Origin of the sequence: Streptomyces sp. NPDC015139 (genome assembly GCF_043079785.1) — a bacterium.
In the GTDB taxonomy this organism is placed as follows: Bacteria; Actinomycetota; Actinomycetes; order Streptomycetales; family Streptomycetaceae; genus Streptomyces; species Streptomyces albidocamelliae.
On record NZ_JBIBUW010000011.1, the window covers coordinates 189,708 to 209,012 of the forward strand.

General features: G+C 71.5%; 17 protein-coding genes. 8 read left to right on the forward strand and 9 right to left on the reverse strand.

The window, feature by feature from the left end; translation table 11 throughout:
- The first annotated feature begins 5 nt into the window (after nucleotides 1-5).
- The 3 genes from ACF08B_RS28020 (at nucleotide 6) to ACF08B_RS28030 (ending at nucleotide 1,645) form a co-directional block, all read left to right on the forward strand.
- Nucleotides 6-419, forward strand: coding sequence for a roadblock/LC7 domain-containing protein (locus tag ACF08B_RS28020; RefSeq protein WP_005479603.1), 414 nt, complete (start codon nucleotides 6-8; stop codon nucleotides 417-419).
- Between the two features lie 94 nt (nucleotides 420-513).
- The gene (locus tag ACF08B_RS28025) at nucleotides 514-1,083 is read left to right on the forward strand and encodes a DUF742 domain-containing protein (protein ID WP_073889862.1); all 570 of its coding nucleotides are present in this window, start codon (nucleotides 514-516) and stop codon (nucleotides 1,081-1,083) included.
- Complete coding sequence (locus tag ACF08B_RS28030) at nucleotides 1,064-1,645, forward strand: ATP/GTP-binding protein (RefSeq protein ID WP_071369867.1); 582 nt, start codon at nucleotides 1,064-1,066, stop codon at nucleotides 1,643-1,645. The genes ACF08B_RS28025 and ACF08B_RS28030 overlap by 20 nt, the downstream gene beginning before the upstream one ends.
- A 131-nt stretch (nucleotides 1,646-1,776) precedes the next feature.
- On the opposite strand, the gene ACF08B_RS28035 is transcribed toward ACF08B_RS28030, so the two are convergent.
- From ACF08B_RS28035 to ACF08B_RS28050, 4 genes are all read right to left on the reverse strand, one after another.
- Nucleotides 1,777-1,971 carry an acyl-CoA carboxylase subunit epsilon gene (locus tag ACF08B_RS28035; protein WP_073889858.1) on the reverse strand — a complete coding sequence of 65 codons (195 nt, stop codon included), beginning with the start codon at nucleotides 1,969-1,971 and terminating at the stop codon, nucleotides 1,777-1,779.
- 57 nt (nucleotides 1,972-2,028) lie between these two features.
- A complete protein-coding gene (locus ACF08B_RS28040) occupies nucleotides 2,029-3,624 on the reverse strand; it encodes an acyl-CoA carboxylase subunit beta (RefSeq protein ID WP_392319927.1) in 1,596 nt (531 codons plus the stop codon).
- Nucleotides 3,625-3,778: 154 nt separating this feature from the next.
- Complete coding sequence (locus ACF08B_RS28045; protein WP_392319928.1) at nucleotides 3,779-6,082, reverse strand: polysaccharide lyase 8 family protein; 2,304 nt, start codon at nucleotides 6,080-6,082, stop codon at nucleotides 3,779-3,781.
- Nucleotides 6,083-6,109: 27 nt separating this feature from the next.
- A complete protein-coding gene (locus ACF08B_RS28050; RefSeq protein WP_392319929.1) occupies nucleotides 6,110-6,616 on the reverse strand; it encodes a hypothetical protein in 507 nt (168 codons plus the stop codon).
- A 224-nt stretch (nucleotides 6,617-6,840) separates the two neighbouring features.
- Here ACF08B_RS28050 and ACF08B_RS28055 point away from each other — a divergent pair, with 224 nt between their 5' ends.
- The gene (locus ACF08B_RS28055) at nucleotides 6,841-7,449 is read left to right on the forward strand and encodes a YceI family protein (protein ID WP_392319930.1); all 609 of its coding nucleotides are present in this window, start codon (nucleotides 6,841-6,843) and stop codon (nucleotides 7,447-7,449) included.
- A gap of 85 nt (nucleotides 7,450-7,534) precedes the next feature.
- Here the strand turns inward: ACF08B_RS28055 and ACF08B_RS28060 are convergent, their stop codons facing one another.
- Together ACF08B_RS28060 and ACF08B_RS28065 are read right to left on the reverse strand one after the other, a co-directional pair.
- On the reverse strand, nucleotides 7,535-8,926 hold the full coding sequence (locus ACF08B_RS28060) for a hypothetical protein (protein ID WP_392319931.1): 1,392 nt from the start codon (nucleotides 8,924-8,926) through the stop codon (nucleotides 7,535-7,537).
- A gap of 59 nt (nucleotides 8,927-8,985) precedes the next feature.
- Nucleotides 8,986-11,997, reverse strand: a complete 3,012-nt coding sequence (locus tag ACF08B_RS28065) for a glycoside hydrolase family 3 N-terminal domain-containing protein (protein WP_392319932.1) — start codon at nucleotides 11,995-11,997, stop codon at nucleotides 8,986-8,988.
- Nucleotides 11,998-12,155: 158 nt separating this feature from the next.
- Between ACF08B_RS28065 and ACF08B_RS28070 the strand changes: the two genes are divergently transcribed.
- The 4 genes from ACF08B_RS28070 to ACF08B_RS28085 all read left to right on the forward strand — a co-directional run bounded on the left by ACF08B_RS28070 (nucleotide 12,156) and on the right by ACF08B_RS28085 (nucleotide 15,601).
- Entirely contained in the window at nucleotides 12,156-14,024 is a 1,869-nt protein-coding gene (locus tag ACF08B_RS28070) for a ricin-type beta-trefoil lectin domain protein (protein ID WP_392319933.1), read from the forward strand.
- 33 nt (nucleotides 14,025-14,057) lie between these two features.
- Nucleotides 14,058-14,594, forward strand: a complete 537-nt coding sequence (locus ACF08B_RS28075; RefSeq protein ID WP_392319934.1) for a hypothetical protein — start codon at nucleotides 14,058-14,060, stop codon at nucleotides 14,592-14,594.
- A gap of 79 nt (nucleotides 14,595-14,673) precedes the next feature.
- Nucleotides 14,674-14,964, forward strand: a complete 291-nt coding sequence (locus ACF08B_RS28080; protein ID WP_392319935.1) for a muconolactone Delta-isomerase family protein — start codon at nucleotides 14,674-14,676, stop codon at nucleotides 14,962-14,964.
- A 34-nt stretch (nucleotides 14,965-14,998) separates the two neighbouring features.
- The gene (locus tag ACF08B_RS28085) at nucleotides 14,999-15,601 is read left to right on the forward strand and encodes a GPP34 family phosphoprotein (protein ID WP_392319936.1); all 603 of its coding nucleotides are present in this window, start codon (nucleotides 14,999-15,001) and stop codon (nucleotides 15,599-15,601) included.
- Here the strand turns inward: ACF08B_RS28085 and ACF08B_RS28090 are convergent, their stop codons facing one another.
- From ACF08B_RS28090 to ACF08B_RS28100, 3 genes are all read right to left on the reverse strand, one after another.
- Entirely contained in the window at nucleotides 15,602-16,030 is a 429-nt protein-coding gene (locus ACF08B_RS28090; protein WP_392319937.1) for a VOC family protein, read from the reverse strand.
- 42 nt (nucleotides 16,031-16,072) lie between these two features.
- Nucleotides 16,073-17,683 carry a citramalate synthase gene (gene cimA, locus ACF08B_RS28095; RefSeq protein ID WP_392319938.1) on the reverse strand — a complete coding sequence of 537 codons (1,611 nt, stop codon included), beginning with the start codon at nucleotides 17,681-17,683 and terminating at the stop codon, nucleotides 16,073-16,075.
- A gap of 286 nt (nucleotides 17,684-17,969) precedes the next feature.
- Nucleotides 17,970-19,280, reverse strand: coding sequence for an MFS transporter (locus ACF08B_RS28100; RefSeq protein ID WP_392319939.1), 1,311 nt, complete (start codon nucleotides 19,278-19,280; stop codon nucleotides 17,970-17,972).
- Between the last annotated feature and the right edge of the window lie 25 nt (nucleotides 19,281-19,305).

The following is a 19,305-nucleotide window of genomic DNA, read 5'->3' on the forward strand; positions in this document are numbered from 1 at the left end:
GCCCGATGAGCCAGGCGGCACAGAACCTGAACTGGTTGATCACCAACTTCGTGGACAACACCCCGGGGGTGTCCCACACGGTGGTGGTCTCCGCCGACGGACTCCTTCTGGCGATGTCCGAAGGCTTCCCCCGCGACCGCGCCGACCAGCTCGCGGCCGTCGCCTCCGGTCTGACCTCGCTGACTGCCGGTGCCTCGCGCATCTTCGAGGGCGGCAGCGTGAACCAGACGGTTGTGGAGATGGAGCGGGGATTCCTCTTCATCATGTCCGTTTCCGACGGGTCGTCCCTCGCCGTTCTGGCCCATCCAGAGGCGGACATCGGTCTCATCGGGTACGAGATGGCACTTCTGGTGGACCGCGCGGGCACGGTTCTCACCCCGGATCTCCGCGCGGAGCTCCAGGGAAGCCTTCTCAACTAGTAATCGGACGGTGCGTATTCGCGTCCCGGGGCCGTAAGGTTTCGGGACGCGGCTCCACAGTTTTGGGCGCCCGGCGCAGTCGGAGGAGGAGAAAGTGGCAACACCCCCAGGCGGTTCGTCTTCGGGTAATTGGTCGTACGGCCCTGCCCAGGGCCAGGGCGACGGTTCGGCGAACCGGTACAACTTCCCCTCCGCACCCAGCCACCGGCAGCCGTACGCCCCGCAGGGCCCAGGTCCGTCGCCGTACGACCAGCCGCCGGCGCCGCGGATCCAGCCGGTGCAGCCGCAGCGCCGCCCCGAGCCGGCGCCGGCATCGGCGTCCAACAATCCCCTGGTGCGTCCGTACGCCATGACCGGCGGCCGGACCCGCCCGCGCTACCAGCTCGCCATCGAGGCACTGGTGCACACCACCGCCGCTCCGCACCAGATGCAGGGCCAGCTGCCCGAGCATCAGCGGATCTGCAACCTGTGCCGGGAGATCAAGTCGGTGGCCGAGGTCTCGGCCCTCCTCACGATTCCCCTCGGCGTGGCCAGGATCCTCGTCGCCGACTTGGCGGAGGCGGGCCTGGTCGCCATCCATCAGCCCGGCGGCGACGAGAACGCCGGTGGCCAGCCAGACGTGACACTGCTCGAAAGGGTGCTCAGTGGACTTCGCAAGCTCTAGCGGCGGTCCTTCCCGCTCCACCACCTCCGCGAAGATCGTGGTGGCGGGCGGCTTCGGCGTGGGCAAGACCACGTTCGTCGGCGCCGTCTCGGAGATCAACCCGCTGCGCACAGAGGCCGTCATGACGTCCGCGTCCGCCGGCATCGACGACCTGACCCACACCGGGGACAAGACCACCACCACGGTGGCCATGGACTTCGGCCGTATCACCCTCGACCAGGACCTGATCCTGTACCTCTTCGGTACCCCGGGCCAGGACCGCTTCTGGTTCATGTGGGACGACCTGGTCCGCGGCGCCATCGGCGCGATCGTCCTGGTCGACACCCGGCGCCTGGCCGACTGCTTCCCCGCGGTCGACTACTTCGAGAACTCGGGCCTGCCCTTCGTCATCGCCCTCAACGGCTTCGACGGCAACCAGCCCTACCAGCCGGACGAGGTGCGCGAGGCGCTGCAGATCGGCCCCGACACCCCGATCATCACGACCGACGCCCGTCACCGCGCGGACGCCAAGTCGGCGCTGATCACGCTGGTCGAGCACGCCCTGATGGCCCGCCTGCGCTAGGCCGCCGCGCTGTCGAAGGGGCCCTTCCCGACGGGAAGGGCCCCTTCGTCGTACGCCGTTGGCCCATGCGGTGGACACAGCGCGGCCCCGCCCTCCCGAAGGAGTGGCGGGGCCGGGTCACGCGGGAGGGGTCAGCGCCAGCTGTGCGGGGCGCGGAAGCCGGGCTCGCGCTCCAGGCGGCGCCAGCCGGCCTTGGGCCGGCCGCGGTGGGTCTGGGCCGAGGGCTCGGTGCGGGCGGCGGCGCGGGCCAGGAGGACGGCCGTGATGGCGGCGACTTCCTCGGGCTCGGCGTGGCCCTTCTCGACGCGGATGTCAGCAGTGCTCATGGGTGTCAGTCTCCGTGAGAGAGAGGTCCGCGGGGTTGCCGCGGCGGGTCCGCTCGGTTACTGCGGGGGGTTGCCGTGCTTGCGGGAGGGCAGGTCGGCGTGCTTGGTCTGGAGCATGGCCAGGGACTTGGCCAGGACCTCACGCGTCTCGGCGGGGTCGATGACGTCGTCGACCAGGCCGCGCTCGGCCGCGTAGTAGGGGTGCATCAGCTCGGCCTTGTACTCCTTGACCATCTTCTGACGCATGGCCTCGGGGTCCTCGGCATCGGCGATCTGCCGCCGGAAGATGACGTTCGCGGCGCCCTCCGCGCCCATCACGGCGATCTCGTTCGTCGGCCAGGCGTAGGTCAGGTCGGCGCCGATCGACTGGGAGTCCATGACGATGTAGGCACCTCCGTACGCCTTCCGCAGGATCAGCGAAATCCTCGGCACGGTCGCGTTGCAGTAGGCGTACAGCAGCTTCGCGCCGTGGCGGATGATTCCGCCGTGCTCCTGGTCGACGCCGGGGAGGAACCCCGGCACGTCCAGGAAGGTGACGATCGGGATATTGAAAGCGTCACACATCTGGACAAAGCGCGCAGCTTTTTCACTCGCCTCGATGTCCAGGACACCGGCGAGGACCTGCGGCTGGTTGGCGATGATGCCCACCACCTGGCCGTCCAGCCGGGCGAGGGCGCAGATGATGTTGCGCGCCCAGCGCTCGTGGACCTCCAGGTACTCGCCGTCGTCGACGATCTCCTCGATGACCTTGGCCATGTCGTACGGCCGGTTGCCGTCGGCCGGGACCAGGTCGAGCAGGACGTCGCCGCGGCGGTCGACGGCGTCGGACGTCTCCGCCCGCGGCGGGTTCTCGCGGTTGTTCTGCGGGAGCAGCGAGAGGAGGTAGCGCACCTCCGCGATGCAGGTCTCCTCGTCGTCGTACGCGAAGTGGCAGACGCCGGAGGTCTCCGCGTGGACGTCGGCGCCGCCCAGGCCGTTCTGGGTGATCTCCTCGCCCGTGACCGCCTTGACGACGTCCGGGCCCGTGATGAACATCTGGGACGTCTCACGGACCATGAAGACGAAGTCCGTGAGGGCGGGGCTGTAGGCCGCGCCGCCCGCGCACGGACCGAGCATCACGGAGATCTGCGGGATGACACCCGAGGCCTTGGTGTTGCGCTGGAAGATGCCGCCGTAGCCGGCGAGCGCGCTGACGCCCTCCTGGATGCGGGCGCCCGCACCGTCGTTGAGGGAGACCAGCGGCGCGCCGGCCGCGATGGCCATGTCCATGATCTTGTGGATCTTGGTGGCGTGGGCCTCGCCCAGCGCGCCGCCGAAGATCCGGAAGTCGTGGGCGTAGACGAAGACCGTGCGGCCCTCGACCGTGCCCCAGCCGGTGATGACACCGTCGCTGTAGGGCTTCTTCGCCTCCAGGCCGAATCCGGTCGCCCGGTGTCGGCGCAGCTGCTCGACCTCCTGGAAGGACCCCGCGTCGAGGAGCAGCTCGATCCGCTCCCGCGCCGTCAGCTTGCCCTTGGCGTGCTGCGCCTCGGTCGCCTTCTCGCTGGGGCCCGCCACTGCCTGGGCACGAATCTCGTGCAGCTCGGCGACCCGTCCGCGCGCGTCCGTCGGCTCGCCGGTCGGCTCACCCGTCGTCTCTTCCAAAACGGTCATGTAGCGACCTTACGAAGGACACCAAGGAAAGCGAGCCGTCGACTCCGTACAGTCTCCAGCCCGTTTTCCTGGTACCAGTGAACAGAACCACAGCGCCGTGCAGCCGTTCCGACTGCTCAGAGGGCACCGGCGTTGTAGATGTGCCACAAAGTCGTCACCTGAGAGCCACCTCACATTCGTGGGTGGAACATGCCATCCCCGGAGTGACACGGACCCTCAGACGGCGGTCCGCCGACAGGACCACCACGCTGTCGTCGGCCCGGACGACGGCACGCACCGGACGGTCCCAGACGAGTTCCAGCGGTTCGCCCGTCCGGGGCGGTTCGCTCACGTGCAGGGTGGCCGTCCGGCCCCGGCGCACGACGAGCACGGCCGCTCCCGCCGAGACGGTCAGCCGCCCCACCGTACCCGCTCGCCAGAAGGTGGCCGCGGTCAGGCCGTGGCGGGGTACGGCGACGGCCTGGCAGGTGTCGTCGTCGGCGAGGACGGACAGCCAGTGCGGATCGGCGGCCCGGGCGGCGGTCCCGGCCCGGGAGGCGCCGGGCAGCAGGACGTAGAGGTAGCCGGCGGCGGCCGGGTCGGTGCCGTGATCGAGCCAGAGGGTCTGCCAGCGCCGGGTCCGCCGTTCGTCCGTGGCGGCGGTGTTGATGTCGCCCCAGGCGCCGGTGCGGTCCTCGCGCAGGGTGCGCAGCTCTCCCCCGCGCGGCAGGATCCAGCCGCCGTGCTCCTCCAGATGGGCCCAGTTCCGGCCGCGTACGAAGGTCTGGGTGCCGCTCTCGCCGAGGTTGCGGTTGTCCACGACCGTCTCCACCGGGACTCCATCGGCACAGCTGATCCCGGCGCCGAGGCAGACCACCGCGTCGGGGAGGAAGAACCAGGACTTGCGGGCCTCCAGGGTGGAGCCGAGCCCCTTCAGGTGCTGCCCCACGGCCGCGTACCGGCCGTCCGTGGTCCCGCCGACCCAGCGGACCTCCGGCCGGGGCGCGCCCCACTCGCCGCCCGCGCGGTCGGCGAGCCGCTTGGTGGACACCGTGGTGCCGGGCAGCCGGTACCAGTCGACGGTCGGCCAGTACCAGTCGGTGTACTGGTCACTGCGTCCCCGCGGCCACCAGGAAAGCATGCCGGAGCCGGTGTGCCAGCCGCGCGGGTTCTCACCGTTGCCGCACTCGTAGTGGGCGATGCGGTCGCTGGCCATGGAAAGGGCGGCGGTGAACCGGTGTCCGCGGTGGACGGCGCGGTCCATCGCCGGGAAGAGCCGGTGCCCGAGGGGCTCCGGGGCCGCCGGGACGCAGGTGCGGGCGACGGCGTCCAGTCGGGCGAGGTCGGCGACCCCGAGCTGCCGGGCGGCGGCGATCGGGGTCACCGTGTCCCGCTCCGTCCATCCCTTGATCAGGCCGTGCCACCTGGTGCGTTCCGGCTCGTCCGCGACGCCCGCGAGGAGGGCGACGGAGGCGATGAGGTTCTGCCCGTGGAAGTGGTCGCCGCGCATGACCCGCAGGTCGTCGTCGCGCAGGCAACCCCGGCTGATGGCACGGCCGTTGACGCAGTCCATGACCAGCCCGTCGTGGATCAGGGGCGCGTACGCGTGCTCGACGCTGTCCAGGACGTTCCGCCGCAGCGGGTCGGTGACCTGCCAGGGCGATCCGGCGAGCAGCGCCAACAGCCGGGCCAGGCCGTCGAGCAGGACCTGGCCGTACGTGCCCGAGTAGGCGACCCGGGTGTGCTGGACGAAGGAGCCGTCGGCGTACAGGCCGTCGCCGCCGGTGACATGGCGGAAGACCGGCGAAAGGGCGTCCCGCGCCAGGGAGACGCGGCCGGCGTCCCGCCCGAGGACGCCGTGCAGGGCGGCGCAGCGGCACAGGTCGACGCGGTTGGCACCGGTGGAGACGCCGGAGCAGTCGGTGAGCAGCGCGTCCGGGACGAAGTGGCCGACGGCCGCGCATGCCGCCGCGACCCGTACCGCGCCGAGCTGTTCGTAGAGGGCGGCCGTGATGTCCATGAGCAGGCGGGGGCTGCCGATCCGCCACTCCCACCAGTTGCCGTAGGGGACGGTCCCGGGGTGGTAGACGGTGGCCAGGAGGTGGTCGAGGCCGCGCAGCACGGCGGCGAGGAGGCCGGGGTCGCCGGTGCTGCCGGTGCCGGGCTGGACATGGGCCTGGGTCATGGTCCACAGCCGGCCGAGGGTGAAGGTGATGCCGGCCGGCGGGTCGAAGGGGTGACCGGGCCAGAGAGAGGCGGGCGCCGGGGCCATGGTGGCGCCGAAGTCCCGTGCCAGGGCGCCGAGTCGGGCCAGCTGGGAGGCGTACGGCTCGGCGGCCGGGTCGTATCCCGTCCCCAGGGTGAGAGCCAGCCAGCGGCGGCGCAGCAGGTCGTGGGGGTCGTCGGCCGCGCGGGCGGCGGGCGCGGTGACCGGGAGCAGGGCGGCGGCCAGCAGCAGCGCACGACGGGTCATGCCCATGGACCGGCCACCGCCCTCTCGTACGGCTCAGCAGCCGCCGCAGTTGTAGTAGAGGACGTCCCAGTGGTTGCCCTCGTCGGCGTAGATGTTGCCGGAACCGGACCGGTACTGCGGGGCGCCGTCGCCGCGCAGGCCGATGTAGGTGAAGTTGTTCTTGATGTACGAGGTCACGCAGGTGTTCTTGCCGTAGTCGAGCTTGTAGCCGTTCCAGTGGGAGTACGTGCCGGAGGCGTGGCCGGTCTCCGTGCCGCCGGTGATGTTCAGGGCGCAGCCGCTCGCCCGCTTGAGGGTCTGGGCGCCCTGCGCGGTGGCGAGATTGAGCTGGTCGAAGGACGTGCAGGTGGAGTTGTTCCGGTTGGTGCAGTTGCCGGAGGACGACCAGGTGATGCCGACCTGGCGGAACATCGACTCGGCGGTGGCCTGGCTGATCTTGGTGACGGCGAAGGCGTCGGTGGCGGTGCCGACGACGGCGACGCCCGGGGCGACGACCAGGGCGAGCGCGGTCAGAAGGGAGCGGACCTTCAAGGGCTTCATGGGGACCTTCCTGCGGTGGGCCGTGCTTCCGGTGAGGTCGGCTGTGCAGGTGGTGCATGCAGATGGTGCCCGAGTTCTACGCGCGTCCGAAAGAGGGCGGGCATCATCACTCGGTGCGACCATGAAGACACACTCCGGATGATGTTGAAAACTGAACAGGATGGGTCTATCGTCGGAGACGCAAGTTAGTTGAACGTTGAACAGAACTAGCGAGGAGCACCATCATGGGCATCTTCAGCCGCAAGGACAGCACCCCGGAGACGACCGCGGCCCCGGCCGCCGCGGGCCCCGACCTCACCGCGCTCACCGGCGACTACACGATCGACCCGGCGCACACCACGATCGGTTTCGTGGCGCGCCACGCCATGGTCACCAACGTCAAGGGCGCCTTCCACGACTTCACCGGCACGCTGCACCTGGACGGCGCCGACCCCACCCGGTCCACCGCCACGCTGGACATCACGATGGACAGCATCGACACCGGCAACGCCGACCGTGACGGTCACCTGAAGTCGTCCGACTTCTTCAAGATCGACGAGTACCCGGCGATGACCTTCCGCTCCACCAAGGCCGAGTCCCTGGGCGGGGACGACTACCGCATCACCGGCGACCTCTCCCTCCTCGGCGTGACCAAGTCGATCAGCATCGACCTGGAGTTCAACGGCGCCGCGACCGACCCCTTCGGCAACGAGCGCGTCGGCTTCGAGGGCAAGACCGAGATCCTGCGCTCCGAGTGGGGCCTGACCTGGAACGCGGCCCTGGAGACCGGCGGTGTCCTCGTCTCCGACAAGATCAAGCTGAACTTCGACATCTCCGCGATCAAGAACGCGTGACCCCTCCGGCGCCCCGCCGGACGCACCACGAGCGCGCCCGCCCCCCGGAACCGGGGAGGCGGGCACTCGGTTTCCGCCCCTCCGGTCAGAAGCCGCCGCCGAAGTCGCCGCCGCCTCCGCCGCCCCCGAAGTCGCCGCCTCCCCCGCCGTCGCCGAAGCCGCCGCCGAAGTCACCGGCGTCGAAGTCGGTGCCGGACACGTCACCGCCCTCGTAGCCGCCGCCGAAGTCCCCGCCGTAGTCGCCGCCGCCGAAGTCCCCGTACCCGGTGCCGTAGCCGGCCGCGTAGGACGGAGCGGCCATGACGCTGCCGAGCAGGGTGCCGACGAGGAGGCCGGGAAGGATGCCGCCGCCGAAGTAGCCGCCCGCCCAGGGGCCGTAGGCCGGTCCGGCGTCCCAGTAGGGCCGGCGGCCGTAGTCCGTGTCGACCTCGCGGATCACCGGGTCACGGCCGTCGGCCAGCCGGGTCGCGTCGGCCGCGCAGACCGGGACCCGCCGTTCGGCCCCGCCGGGCGGGGTCCAGGTGGCGTCGGCGACCGAGGGCCCGTGCCGGGGGTCGAAGAAGCAGGGCGGCCGGCGCTCCGGAAGCTCGCGGCTCTCACGGCGGGCGGCCAGCCGGGCCAGCGAGAAGCGGCCGTCCTCCAGCGCCTCGGTGACCGTGCGCACGTCCTCCGGCTTGTGCGCCTCGGCCATGCGCTGCTTCGCCGTCTCGTAGGCGTCCAGGGCCCGCGCGTAGTCGTCGCGCATCGCGTCGTCGGCGCCCGGTTCCGAGGGGCTGAAGTCCAGCCGGTCGAGCTCCTCGCCGAAGGCGGTGATGTCCTCGTCCACGACGACCCGCAGACGGTCGAGGGCGGCCCGCTGCTCCTCCTCGCGCCGCCGGCGGTTGCGGCGGACCAGCGCGTACGCGCCCACGCCGCCCGCCACCAGCACCGCGCCCGCCGTGATCAGCGCAGCACCGGACGCACCGCCGCCGTCCGAGCCGGACGAGGTGCCCCAGCTCTTCGGGGCGTGGCCGCCCATGTTGGCCAGGGCGCGGTCGGTGAAGTCGGCCAGCTGGGCCTTGGCGTCCTCGCCCTGGACACTGGCCACCAGGTTCCGCCGGGCCGTCGCCGACATCACGGAGGAGTCGGCGCGGGCGTCGAAGCGGTCGCCGAGGCGGATGCCGTAGAGGCCGGTGACGCCGGTCGCGGCCCGCAGGTCGGTGAAGAGGTCCGCCGTGGGATAGCCGGCCGGCAGGACCGCGAGGAACAGGGGTTTGTCCGCGCCCTTGATCTGCTTCGCCAGCGCGTCGGCGTCCGCCTTCGGCAACTGGGCCGACGCCGCAGGGTCCACGTAGACCGGACTCTGGCGCAGCGCCCGGGCGATCGCCGAGACGCTGGTGTCCGCGCTCGCGCGGGGCGCGAACGTGCTCGCCAGCAGCAGGACGAGGGCGGCGAGGAGCAGGGCCGGGAGGCTTCGGGTCCGCAGGACGGCCTTCATGCTTCGAACCTACCCGAAGCCTCCCAGAACTGGTCATACAAGCGGAACGGCCGAGCGGGCTATGCGGCCCGGTAGGCCTCCGCCAGCTTCTCCACCGCCTTTCCGTACCGGCCGGTCAGCAGCAGGTGGTCGGCGTCGGCGAACGGCTTCGCCACCGCCTCGGTCAGATGGCCGGCCGCCTCCTCCTGGACGAGCAGCCGTGCCCTGGTCACCAGCTCGCGTCCGGTCCGGCCGGCGTGCGCCCGCTCGGCCGTCGCCGCCGCGGCGGCGAGCACCCGGAGCGTCGCCGCACCGCCCTTCGGGACCGAGGTGCGGGTGGTCAGACCCCAGCCGTAGGGGAACTGCGGGTCGTACGAGGCGTCGCCGACGTTGATCGGGAGCTGCGCCCCGGACCGGGGCCAGGTGACGGGGAGCTGTCCGGTGAAGGGGCGCGCGCCGTAGAGGACGTCGGCGACGCCGTCGCCCTCGGTGCCGGGCAGCCAGGAGGCCACCAGTGCGTCGATGCCGGCCAGCCGGTCGCCGACGAGCTGCGGGCGGCCGGAGACGATGAGCACCGCGCACTTCATGGCCGCGCACACCCTGTCCACGGCGGCCTTGTCGGCCGCGGACAGCTCCAGGTCGTGGCCGTTGCCGACGTCTCCCACGCCCTCGGCGTACGGGGTCTCGCCGACGACGACCACACCGACGTCGTATCCGCCGGTCGGGGCCGAGGCGTCCCTGGAGTAGGTGACGTCGCCGCCGGCCCGGCGCAGGCCCTGGAGGATGGTGGTGCCGGAGGTGCCGTTCCCGGAGGAGCCCTGCCAGGTGAGCGTCCAGCCGCCGGTCTGGTTGCCGAGGTCGTCGGCGTTGGAGCCGGCGACGTAGACCTTCTGGCTCTTCCTCAACGGCAGGACGTTCCCGTCGTTCTTCAGCAGCACCTGCGACTCGGCGGCGGCCTTGCGGGCGACCGCCCGGTGGGCCGGGGAGCCGATGGCGGCGGCACCGGAGGTGTCGGCGTAGGGGTGCTCGAAGAGGCCCAGCGCGAACTTCTCGGTGAGGATGCGGGAGACGGCGTCGTCGATCCGCCGCCCGCTCACCCGGCCCGCCTTCACCTCGTCGACGAGCGCGCCGGCGAAGTCCTTGTAGCCGTAGGGCACCATCATCATGTCGACGCCCGCGTTCACGGCCGTGCGCACGTGGGCGGCGTAGTCGCCGGGGAGCTGGTCGATGGCGTTCCAGTCGCTGATGACGAAGCCGCCGAAGCCCATCCGGCCCTTCAGCTCGCCGTTGATCATGTCGCCGCGGGCGTGCATCTTCACCGCGCCCCTGCCGTCGCCGGTGATGTCGAGGGAGGAGTACGACGGCATGACCGTGCCGATCCCGCGCCGGACGGCGGTCCGGTACGGCGCCAGGTGGATGTCCGCCAGCTGCTGCCGGGTGACCGTGGTGACGCCCTGGTCGATGGTGTAGGTGCCGGTGGTGGAGGAGCCGTAGGCGGTGCCGCCGTCGCCGACGAAGTGCTTGGCGGTGGCGAGCACCTTGTCGTCGCGCTTCAGGTCCCGGCCGTCGGCCCGTCCCTGGAGTCCCTGGACCATCGTCTCCATGGACTCCACGAGGGCGGGGTCCTCGCCGAAGGACTCGTAGGAACGGCCCCAGCGTTCGTCACGGGTGACGCACAGACAGGGTGCGAAGTCCCAGGGGATACCGGTGGCGCGGACCTCGGCCGCCGTCACCGACCCGGTTTCCTCGGCGAGTTGTGGGTCGCGGCTCGCGCCGATGCCGATGTTGTGCGGCATGATCGTGGCGCCGGCCAGGTTGTTGTGGCCGTGGACCGCGTCGACGCCGTAGACCAGCGGGATCTGGAAGCGGGTCGCCTGCGCGCGGAGCTGGAAGCCGTCGATCATCTTCGCCCAGGCCGCCGGGGTGTTGGGCGTGGGGGTGGAGCCGCCGCCGGAGAGCAGCGAGCCCAGGCCGTAGGCGGCGATGTCACTCCCGGCGCCCACGGCGCCCCGCTCGGCCTGGGTCATCTGCCCGGCCTTCTCCGCCAGGTTCATGCGGGAGAGCAGGTCCGCGACGCGCTCGCGCACCGGCAACTTCGTGTCCAGGTACGGCAGTCCGTGCGCGTCGATGACGACCTGCGGGGTCTCGGCGGGGGCCTTGGCGCCGGTCACCGTCAGCTTCAGCGGTACCGTCTCGGCGGGTTCGGCGGCCTTGTCCCGGCGGGTGGGCACCGCGACGGTCCGCGCGGTACCGGAGGCCGAGCCGGCCGGGAAGGTCAGGGTGCCGGAGACGGGCGTGTAGTCCCTACCGGGCTCGGCGGTGCCGCCGCCCGTCTCGTAGTGCACGGTCACCGGCTCCTCGACGGGTGCGGAGCCGGTGGTGGCCAGGACGACCTTCACCTGTGCCGTGGCGCCCTCCCGGACCGGATGGACGGCCGCGTCGGTGGTGACGGAGGCGCGCAGCGACTGGTCGGCCCGGCCGTACAGCTCCACGCCGTCCATGGCGAAGTCGCCCCTGACCCCGACCGGGAGCGTGACGGCGTAACCCCACATCTCCTTGAGGCCGAGGACGTGGTCGATGCCGCCGACGGGCTGGTAGTCGGTGCGGTAGGCGAAGTCGGCGAACGGGATCCGGATCTGCTTCCAGCCGGTGAAGTCGTCGGTGAAGGCGGCCGTCCAGAGTTCGGAGGCCTCGCCGTTCGCGCCGCCGTCCTTGATCTCGAAGGCGATCTTCCCGCCGCTGTCGTGGCCGTCCCACCAGAAGCGGACGCCCTCGTGGGCCGACCAGTCGTGGGCGGGTTCGCCGGCGGCGAAGTCGTGGGTGAAGCCGCCGTAGCCGCTGATGTCGTAGGTGCCGCCGAGGACCTTGCCGCCCTCGGGGGCGTCGGCGCGGGCGGCGAACCGCAGGGCCGGCGGGTCGTCGGCGTCGCTCCCCCAGGTGAAGATGCCCTCCGCGGGCTGGGAGGCGAAGGGGACCTCTCCCTCGAAGCGGTCGACGGGCGTGGGTGGGGGGTCGTCCGCGGCTCGCGCGGTCGCCCAGGGGAGCAGACCGGTGAGGAGTGCGGCGGAGGCGAGCAGGGCGGTTCTTCGCATGGACCTTCCCTCGGCTCTCGTGGTTCACTCATGACTTAGCTCACGTCATGAGTTAACTGGGGGCCCACAGGCCCGTCAAGACGGCACGTCAGGACGGCCGGGGCGCGAACACTCCCCCACACCAGGCACGTTGGCTCTCCCCAGAAGGGCGACGCACCATGAGAAGACGCTTGCGCACGGCCCGGCTGCTCCTCGCCGGCCTGCTGACCACCGCCGGGCTCACGACCCTCGGCACCGGCTCCGCGCACGCCGCCGACGAGCAGGTCACCGCCTGGCTCACCACGACCGACGACTCCGCGGGCCGGCACGTGGTCCGCGGGCTCCAGGCGCAGACGCCGTTCGCCTTCCAGTCCGGGACGGGTGGCGGCGGCGAGAACATCACCGTCGACGAGAACACCCGCTACCAGACCTTCACCGGCGGCGGCGCCTCCTTCACGGACACCGCGGCCTGGCTGATGAACGGCAGCGGGGCGCTGTCCCCGGCGACGCGGGACGCGACCATGCGCAAGCTCTTCTCGCCGACCGACGGGATCGGGCTGTCGTTCCTGCGCAACCCGATGGGCGCCTCGGACCTGGCCCGGTACGGCTACACGTACGACGACGTGCCGGCCGGACAGACGGATCCGGGCCTGGCGAAGTTCTCGATCACCCACGACCTGGCGGACGTCGTGCCGCTGACCCGGCAGGCGCTCCAGCTGAATCCGTCCCTCACCGTGATGGCCTCGCCGTGGACGGCACCGGCCTGGATGAAGGACAGCGGCTCGCTCAACGGCGGCTGGCTGAAGGCGGAGGACTACGGGGCGTACGCCGCCTACTTCGTGAAGTACCTCCAGGCCTACAAGGACCAGGGGATCGGCGTCTCCTACGTGACCGCGCAGAACGAGCCGACCTGCTGTTCCGGGTACCCGTCCATGAGCTGGAACGCGAGCGGCCTCGCGTACTTCACCAAGAGCGAGCTGCTGCCCAGGCTCCAGGCGGCCGGCCTGACGACGAAGGTGCTGGCGCACGACTGGAACTGGGACGTCTACGACTCCCACGCCGCCCCGACCGTGGACGACGCGGCCGTGCGCGACCACCCGAACTTCGGCGGGATCGCCTGGCACGGGTACGGCGGCGACATCGGCAAGCAGACCTCGGTGCACAACCAGTACCCCACACTGGACGCCTTCGGCACCGAGCACTCCGGCGGCACCTGGATCGCCAACCAGCAGCGCGAGGACATGGCCGACATCATCGACTACACCCGCAACTGGGCGAAGTCGGTGACCAAGTGGTCGCTCGCGGTGGACCAGAACAAGGGCCCGCACAACGGAGGCTGCGGCACCTGCACCGGCCTGATCACCGTGCACAACGGGGACGGGGCGAGCGGGACGGTCGACTACACGGTCGAGTACTACACCATGGGCCACCTGACGAAGTTCGTCCGGCCGGGCGCCCGGCGGATCGCCTCGACGGCGTCCACGGCGGTGCCGAACGTGGCGTGGCGCAACCCGGACGGCAGCAAGGCGCTGATCGCCTACAACGACGCCTCGACGGCGCGGACGGTCACCGTCAACTGGGGCGGCCGGCACGCCACCTACTCCCTGCCGGGCCGGACCTCGGCCACGTTCACCTGGTCCGGGACGCAGTCCGGCGGGGGCGGCCGCAGCGGCTCGTTCACCGGACTGGCGGGCAAGTGCCTGGACGTGGCGGGCGGTTCGGACGCCAACGGCACGGCCGTGCAGCTCTACGACTGCAACGGGAGCGCGGCCCAGAAGTGGACGGTGCAGGCCGACGGTTCGGTCCAGGCGCTCGGCAAGTGCCTGGACGTGGCCACCGGTTCGACGGCGAACGGGGCCAGGACGCAGTTGTACGACTGCAACGGAACCGGTGCGCAACGGTGGTCGTACGACTCCGCCACGGGTGATGTGGTGAACACGGCGGCCGGCAAGTGCCTCGACGTCACGGACAACTCGTCGGCGAACGGTGCCCGGGCACAGATCTGGTCCTGCACCGGGGCGGCCAACCAGAAGTGGCATCTGCAGTAGGGCGGGCACGTCCCGCCCTCCGGGGGGCGGGACGTGATCGGTCGTACGAGCGCGGGGGCGGGTGGACCGCGCCGCGCCGCCGCGCGACGGCGGGCGGCGGGGCTGCTCGGTGGTGTGTGCGGGCTGTTGCTGCTCAGCGGCTGCGCGGCCGTCGACCTGCCGCTCGCCGGGGTCGGGCTCGGGTCGGACGGGGTGCCGTACGCCCTGCTCCGGCCCTGCGGCGACGACCGGTACCGGGGGCCGCACCTCGACGGGCGAGCGCGCGGGGCCGGTGGCGGACCCGCCACCACCGGCTGGGACGCGCGGGCGGAGGGACTGCACGGGGACGCCCGCTTCCCGCTCTTCACCCCGCCCGGCAGCTGGCACGCCCGGCACCGGGGGAAGCAGGAGCTGCTGCCCCGGCACACGTACGTCCTCGGGTTCGGGCACTACGTCACCGGCGACTCCTACAACGGCATCGTGGAGTTCACCGCCGAACGGATCGGGCGGCTGCGGCCGGGCCAGGTCTGGGCGGACGGCCGGCCGATGAGCCGCGACGCGTTCGAGAGGCTCGCCGAGGACTCCTGCTGAGCGGCGTCCGCCCGATCACTGGGGGACGATTGGGTAAGACCGGCGGCTCCGCCGGACGTCTCACCGAGGGAGCGGGACCATGCGCGAGTTCCTGGTCGAGATCACCACGTCGGTACCCGAGGGCACCAGTGAGGAAGAGGTCGCCCAGCGGCGCGCCGCCGAAGCCGTCCGGGCCCGGGAACTGGCCGCCGCCGGTCATCTGGCGCGGCTGTGGCGCCCGGTCGGCGAGGCACGCAGCATCGGCATCTGGCGCGCCGGGGATGGCGAGGAACTCGAGTCGAAGGTCCTGAGCACCCTTCCGCTGCGCCCCTGGATGACGTTCCGGGTCACCCCGCTGGAACCCCACCCGAACGACCCCGGCCCGTCCTGACCCGTCCGTGCGCCCGTCCGTCCTGGAGTCCCGTATGACCACACCGCAGGATCTGTTCCTCGTCAGCCTGGACGTCCCGGGCGAGCGTCCCGTCGAGCAGGGCGACCTGTCACTGGCGCTCGCGGGCGCCGAGCTGATCGACCTGCTCGGCACCCGCGCGCTGACCCTGGACGGCGAGCGCATCGTGCCCGGCTCGCCGCTGGCCACCGGCGAGCGGCTGCTGGACGAGGCGCAGTCGGCGCTCGTCCGGCAGGAGCCGTACGAAAAGGTCGAGGACTGGCTGTGGCGGCGCGGCGAGGGACTGGCCGTGGCCTACGGCGACGCCCTGGAGTCCGCGGGGCAGCTGTCCGGGAAGCGCCGGCACTGGCTGTCGTTGCGGAGCGCGGACGAGCTGCACGCCGACACCCCGGCGCGGCGGCACGCGGCTGACCGCTGGTGGTCCCACGAACCCGTCCTGACCGGCCTCGCCGCCACCCTGCGCATCCAGACCGACCGGCCCGCCGAGGAGGAGCCGGACGACGAGTCGGTCGTCACCGTGCTGCTGGCGGTCGGCGACGCGGTGACCGAGCTGGAGGCCGTGCGCGAGCGGCGGCGCATCGAGAACGTGGCCTTCGACAACATCTGGCGGGCGCCCTGATCACCGCGTGGGCCGGCCGATGCCCAGCAGATTGCCCTCGCTGTCGCGGAACCAGGCCGCCCGCTCCCCGCGCGCGCCCTTGCTCGGGTAGTTGCCCTCGATCTCCGCGATGCCGTCCCGGGTGCTGAACCCGGGCACGTCCACGTCCTCGAACACCACGCCGCGCCGCCGGAGCTCCGCGACGGCCGACTCGATGTCCTCGTCGATCTCGAACCCCATCTGGGTGAACGTGCCGGGCGAGGCCCCGGTGGAGCGGAACACCACGAAGTCCGTCCCGCCGCAGCGGTACAGCAGCCCGCCGGGGCGCTCGTCCACGGGGTGCAGGCCCAGTTTCTCGGCGTAGAAGCGCCGGGCCCGCTCCAGGTCCCCGGCCGGGAGCCGGGTCGCCACGCGGGCCCGGGACAGCACGCCACCGTCGTCTGTGGTCATGCCTCCACTGTGCGGCGGGAAGGGGGCGTGGCGCCTCGTCGGTTACTCCGCCGGCTCGACGCCGGCCCGCAGCAGGCCGTAGGTGTACGCGTCCTCCAGCGCCTGCCAGGAGGCGGCGATGACGTTCTCCGCCACGCCGACCGTGGACCACTCGCCGGTGCCGTCGGAGGTGGAGATCAGGACCCGGGTGGTGGAGGAGGTGCCGTGCACGCCCTCCAGGATGCGGACCTTGTAGTCCACCAGGTCGAGCTTGGCGAGCTGCGGGTAGATCTTCTCCAGCGCCACGCGCAGGGCCCGGTCCAGGGCGTTGACCGGGCCGTTGCCCTCGGCGGTGGCGACGATGCGCTCGCTCTTGGCCCACAGCTTGACCGTGGCCTCGTTGGCGTGGCTGCCGTCGGGGCGGTCCTCGACGATGGCCCGCCAGGACTCGACCTCGAAGTACTTCAGGGGCCTGCCCTCGACCTCGGCGCGCAGCAGCAGCTCGAAGGAGGCGTCGGCGGCCTCGTAGGTGTAGCCCTTGAGCTCCCGCTCCTTCACCCGCTCGACGACCCGGCCGACCAGCTCGCGGTCGCCGCCCAGGTCGACGCCGAGTTCCTTGCCCTTGAGCTCGATCGAGGCGCGGCCGGCCATGTCGGAGACCAGCATGCGCATGGTGTTGCCGACCAGCTCGGGGTCGATGTGCTGGTACAGGTCCGGGTCGACCTTGATCGCGGAGGCGTGCAGGCCGGCCTTGTGCGCGAAGGCGGAGACGCCGACGTAGGGCTGGTGGGTGGAGGGGGTGAGGTTCACGACCTCGGCGATGGCGTGCGAGATGCGGGTCATCTCCCGCAGCCGGCCCTCGGGCAGGACCTGCTTGCCGTACTTCAGTTCCAGGGCGGCGACGACCGGGAAGAGGTTGGCGTTGCCGACGCGCTCGCCGTAGCCGTTGGCCGTGCACTGGACGTGGGTGGCGCCCGCGTCGACGGCCGCGAGGCTGTTGGCCACGGCGCAGCCGGTGTCGTCCTGCGCGTGGATGCCGAGCCGGGCTCCGGTGTCGGCGAGGACGGTCGAGACGACCGCGTGGACCTGGGCGGGCAGCATGCCGCCGTTGGTGTCGCAGAGGATGACGACGTCCGCGCCCGCCTCCGAGGCCGTGCGCACGACGTCCTTGGCGTACTCGGGGTTCGCCCGGTAGCCGTCGAAGAAGTGCTCGCAGTCGACGAACACCCGGCGGCCCTGCTCGCGCAGGTAGGTGACGGTGTCGCGGACCATCTCCAGGTTCTCGTCGAGGGTGGTGCGCAGCGCGAGTTCCACGTGCCGGTCGTGCGACTTGGCGACCAGGGTGATCACCGGGGCGCCGGACGCCAGCAGGGCCTTGACCTGCGGGTCGTCGGCGGCCCTGGCGCCCGCGCGTCGGGTGGCGCCGAAGGCGACCAGCTGCGCGTGCTTGAACGCGATCTCCTGCTGGGCGCGGGCGAAGAACTCGGTGTCCCGCGGGTTCGCGCCGGGCCAGCCGCCCTCGATGAAGCCGACGCCGAAGTCGTCCAGGTGCCGGGCGATGGCGAGCTTGTCCGCGACGGTGAGGTTGATGCCCTCGCGCTGCGCGCCGTCGCGGAGCGTGGTGTCGAAGACGTGGAACGAGTCGTCGAGCTCGCTGGTTGCCGTCTCGGTCATGGTCTCAAGGCTCCTGATTGTGAATCTTCGGTCGTACCGGAATGACCGGCTCCACCGTCCCCGCAATACTCCCTCGCGCTCCGCTCCCGGCCGTGGGTGGGCCGGAAAACGAAAAAACCCCTCGCGGGTGCGAGAGGTCTGCGCGCGGGTCGAGAACGACGGTGGCCACCCGCACCTGGTCGTACGAGGTGGTCACTGCGGACCGGCGCGCCTGCTGCCAATAATCATGGCGAACGAGAGCACGGGGGAAGTCTGGCACAGCACCGCCCCCGGCTCACCGGTCGTCTCAGGATGCGGGCGTCAAACTGGACTCCCCCGACCCCTCGGCGGCCCGCACCCTGGCCAGATCCAGATCCTTGGTCTCCCGCATGGTGACGTACACCACGAGGGATACGGCGGCACAGCCCGCCACGTACCAGGAGAAGCCGGACTCGATGCCGGCGTTCTTGAACCACAGGGCGACGTATTCCGCCGTGCCGCCGAACAGGGCGTTGGCCACGGCGTACGGCAGGGCCACGCCCAGCGCGCGGACGCCGGTCGGGAACAGTTCGGCCTTCACACAGGCGTTGATCGAGGTGTAGCCGGTGACCACGGTCAGCGCGAGCAGGGCGAGGCCGAGGGCGGGCCAGTAGCCGTCCACGTGTCGGAGCAGCGTCATGATCGGGACCGTGAGGACGGTGGAGCCGACGGCGAAGGTGATCAGCAGCGGACGCCGGCCGACGCGGTCGGAGAGGCGCCCGGCGAGCGGCTGGAGACACGCGAAGACGATCAGCGCGGTGAAGGAGACGAGGGTCGCGGTCTCCTTGGACAGGCCCGCCGAGTTGGACAGGTACTTCGTCAGGTAGGTGGTGTACGTGTAGTAGGCCACCGTGCCGCCCATGGTGAGGGCGACGACCAGCAGCGCCTCCCGCTTGTGCCGCCACAGGGCGCGCAGGGTGCCGCGCTCCTCGGTGTGCGAGGTGTCCTCCGCGTAGACCTCGGTCTCCAGCATGCTGCGGCGCAGGTAGAAGACGACGGCCGCGCCCGCCGCGCCGACCACGAAGGGGATGCGCCAGCCGTAGCTGTGCAGGGCGGCGTCGGACAGGGTGCGCTGCAGGACGATCTGGAGTCCGAGGCCGGCGATCTGGCCGGCGGTCATGGACACGTACTGGAAGCTGGAGGCGAAACCGCGGCTGCCGGGGTCGGACGCCTCCGTCAGATAGGTGGCGCTGGCCGCGTACTCGCCGCCGACCGACAGGCCCTGCAGCAGGCGGGCGACGAGCAGGACGAGCGCGCCGCCGTAGCCGGCGGCCGTGTAGGTCGGCGCGACCGCGATGAGGACCGCCGACGCCGACATGAGGCTGACGGTGAGGGTCAGTGCCGCCTTGCGGCCTCTGCGGTCGGCGACCCGGCCCAGCAGCCAGCCGTCGACGGGGCGCATGAAGAAGCCGACGGCGAAGATGCCGGCGGTGTTCATCAGCTGGGCCGTCGGGTTGCCGCTCGGGAAGAACGCGCCCGCGAAGTAGGTGGCGAAGCTGGCGTACACGAACCAGTCGAACCACTCGACCATGTTGCCCGCCGAGCCGACCCAGATCCGCTTCCAGTGTTGTCGTCCCATGCGCCGTTACCTGCCCGGCGGCGGA

Excerpts from the sequence above, each read along its gene's own strand:
- ACF08B_RS28050 (WP_392319929.1), bottom strand. The coding sequence starts at position 6,616 with ATGAAGCCCTTGAAGGTCCGCTCCCTTCTGACCGCGCTCGCCCTGGTC.
- ACF08B_RS28085 (WP_392319936.1), top strand. The coding sequence starts at position 14,999 with ATGACCACACCGCAGGATCTGTTCCTCGTCAGCCTGGACGTCCCGGGC.
- ACF08B_RS28035 (WP_073889858.1), bottom strand. The coding sequence starts at position 1,971 with ATGAGCACTGCTGACATCCGCGTCGAGAAGGGCCACGCCGAGCCCGAG.
- ACF08B_RS28040 (WP_392319927.1), bottom strand. The coding sequence starts at position 3,624 with ATGACCGTTTTGGAAGAGACGACGGGTGAGCCGACCGGCGAGCCGACG.
- ACF08B_RS28090 (WP_392319937.1), bottom strand. The coding sequence starts at position 16,030 with ATGACCACAGACGACGGTGGCGTGCTGTCCCGGGCCCGCGTGGCGACC.
- ACF08B_RS28055 (WP_392319930.1), top strand. The coding sequence starts at position 6,841 with ATGGGCATCTTCAGCCGCAAGGACAGCACCCCGGAGACGACCGCGGCC.
- cimA (WP_392319938.1), bottom strand. The coding sequence starts at position 17,683 with ATGACCGAGACGGCAACCAGCGAGCTCGACGACTCGTTCCACGTCTTC.
- ACF08B_RS28070 (WP_392319933.1), top strand. The coding sequence starts at position 12,156 with ATGAGAAGACGCTTGCGCACGGCCCGGCTGCTCCTCGCCGGCCTGCTG.
- ACF08B_RS28100 (WP_392319939.1), bottom strand. The coding sequence starts at position 19,280 with ATGGGACGACAACACTGGAAGCGGATCTGGGTCGGCTCGGCGGGCAAC.
- ACF08B_RS28060 (WP_392319931.1), bottom strand. The coding sequence starts at position 8,926 with ATGAAGGCCGTCCTGCGGACCCGAAGCCTCCCGGCCCTGCTCCTCGCC.
- ACF08B_RS28080 (WP_392319935.1), top strand. The coding sequence starts at position 14,674 with ATGCGCGAGTTCCTGGTCGAGATCACCACGTCGGTACCCGAGGGCACC.
- ACF08B_RS28065 (WP_392319932.1), bottom strand. The coding sequence starts at position 11,997 with ATGCGAAGAACCGCCCTGCTCGCCTCCGCCGCACTCCTCACCGGTCTG.
- ACF08B_RS28045 (WP_392319928.1), bottom strand. The coding sequence starts at position 6,082 with ATGGGCATGACCCGTCGTGCGCTGCTGCTGGCCGCCGCCCTGCTCCCG.
- ACF08B_RS28020 (WP_005479603.1), top strand. The coding sequence starts at position 6 with ATGAGCCAGGCGGCACAGAACCTGAACTGGTTGATCACCAACTTCGTG.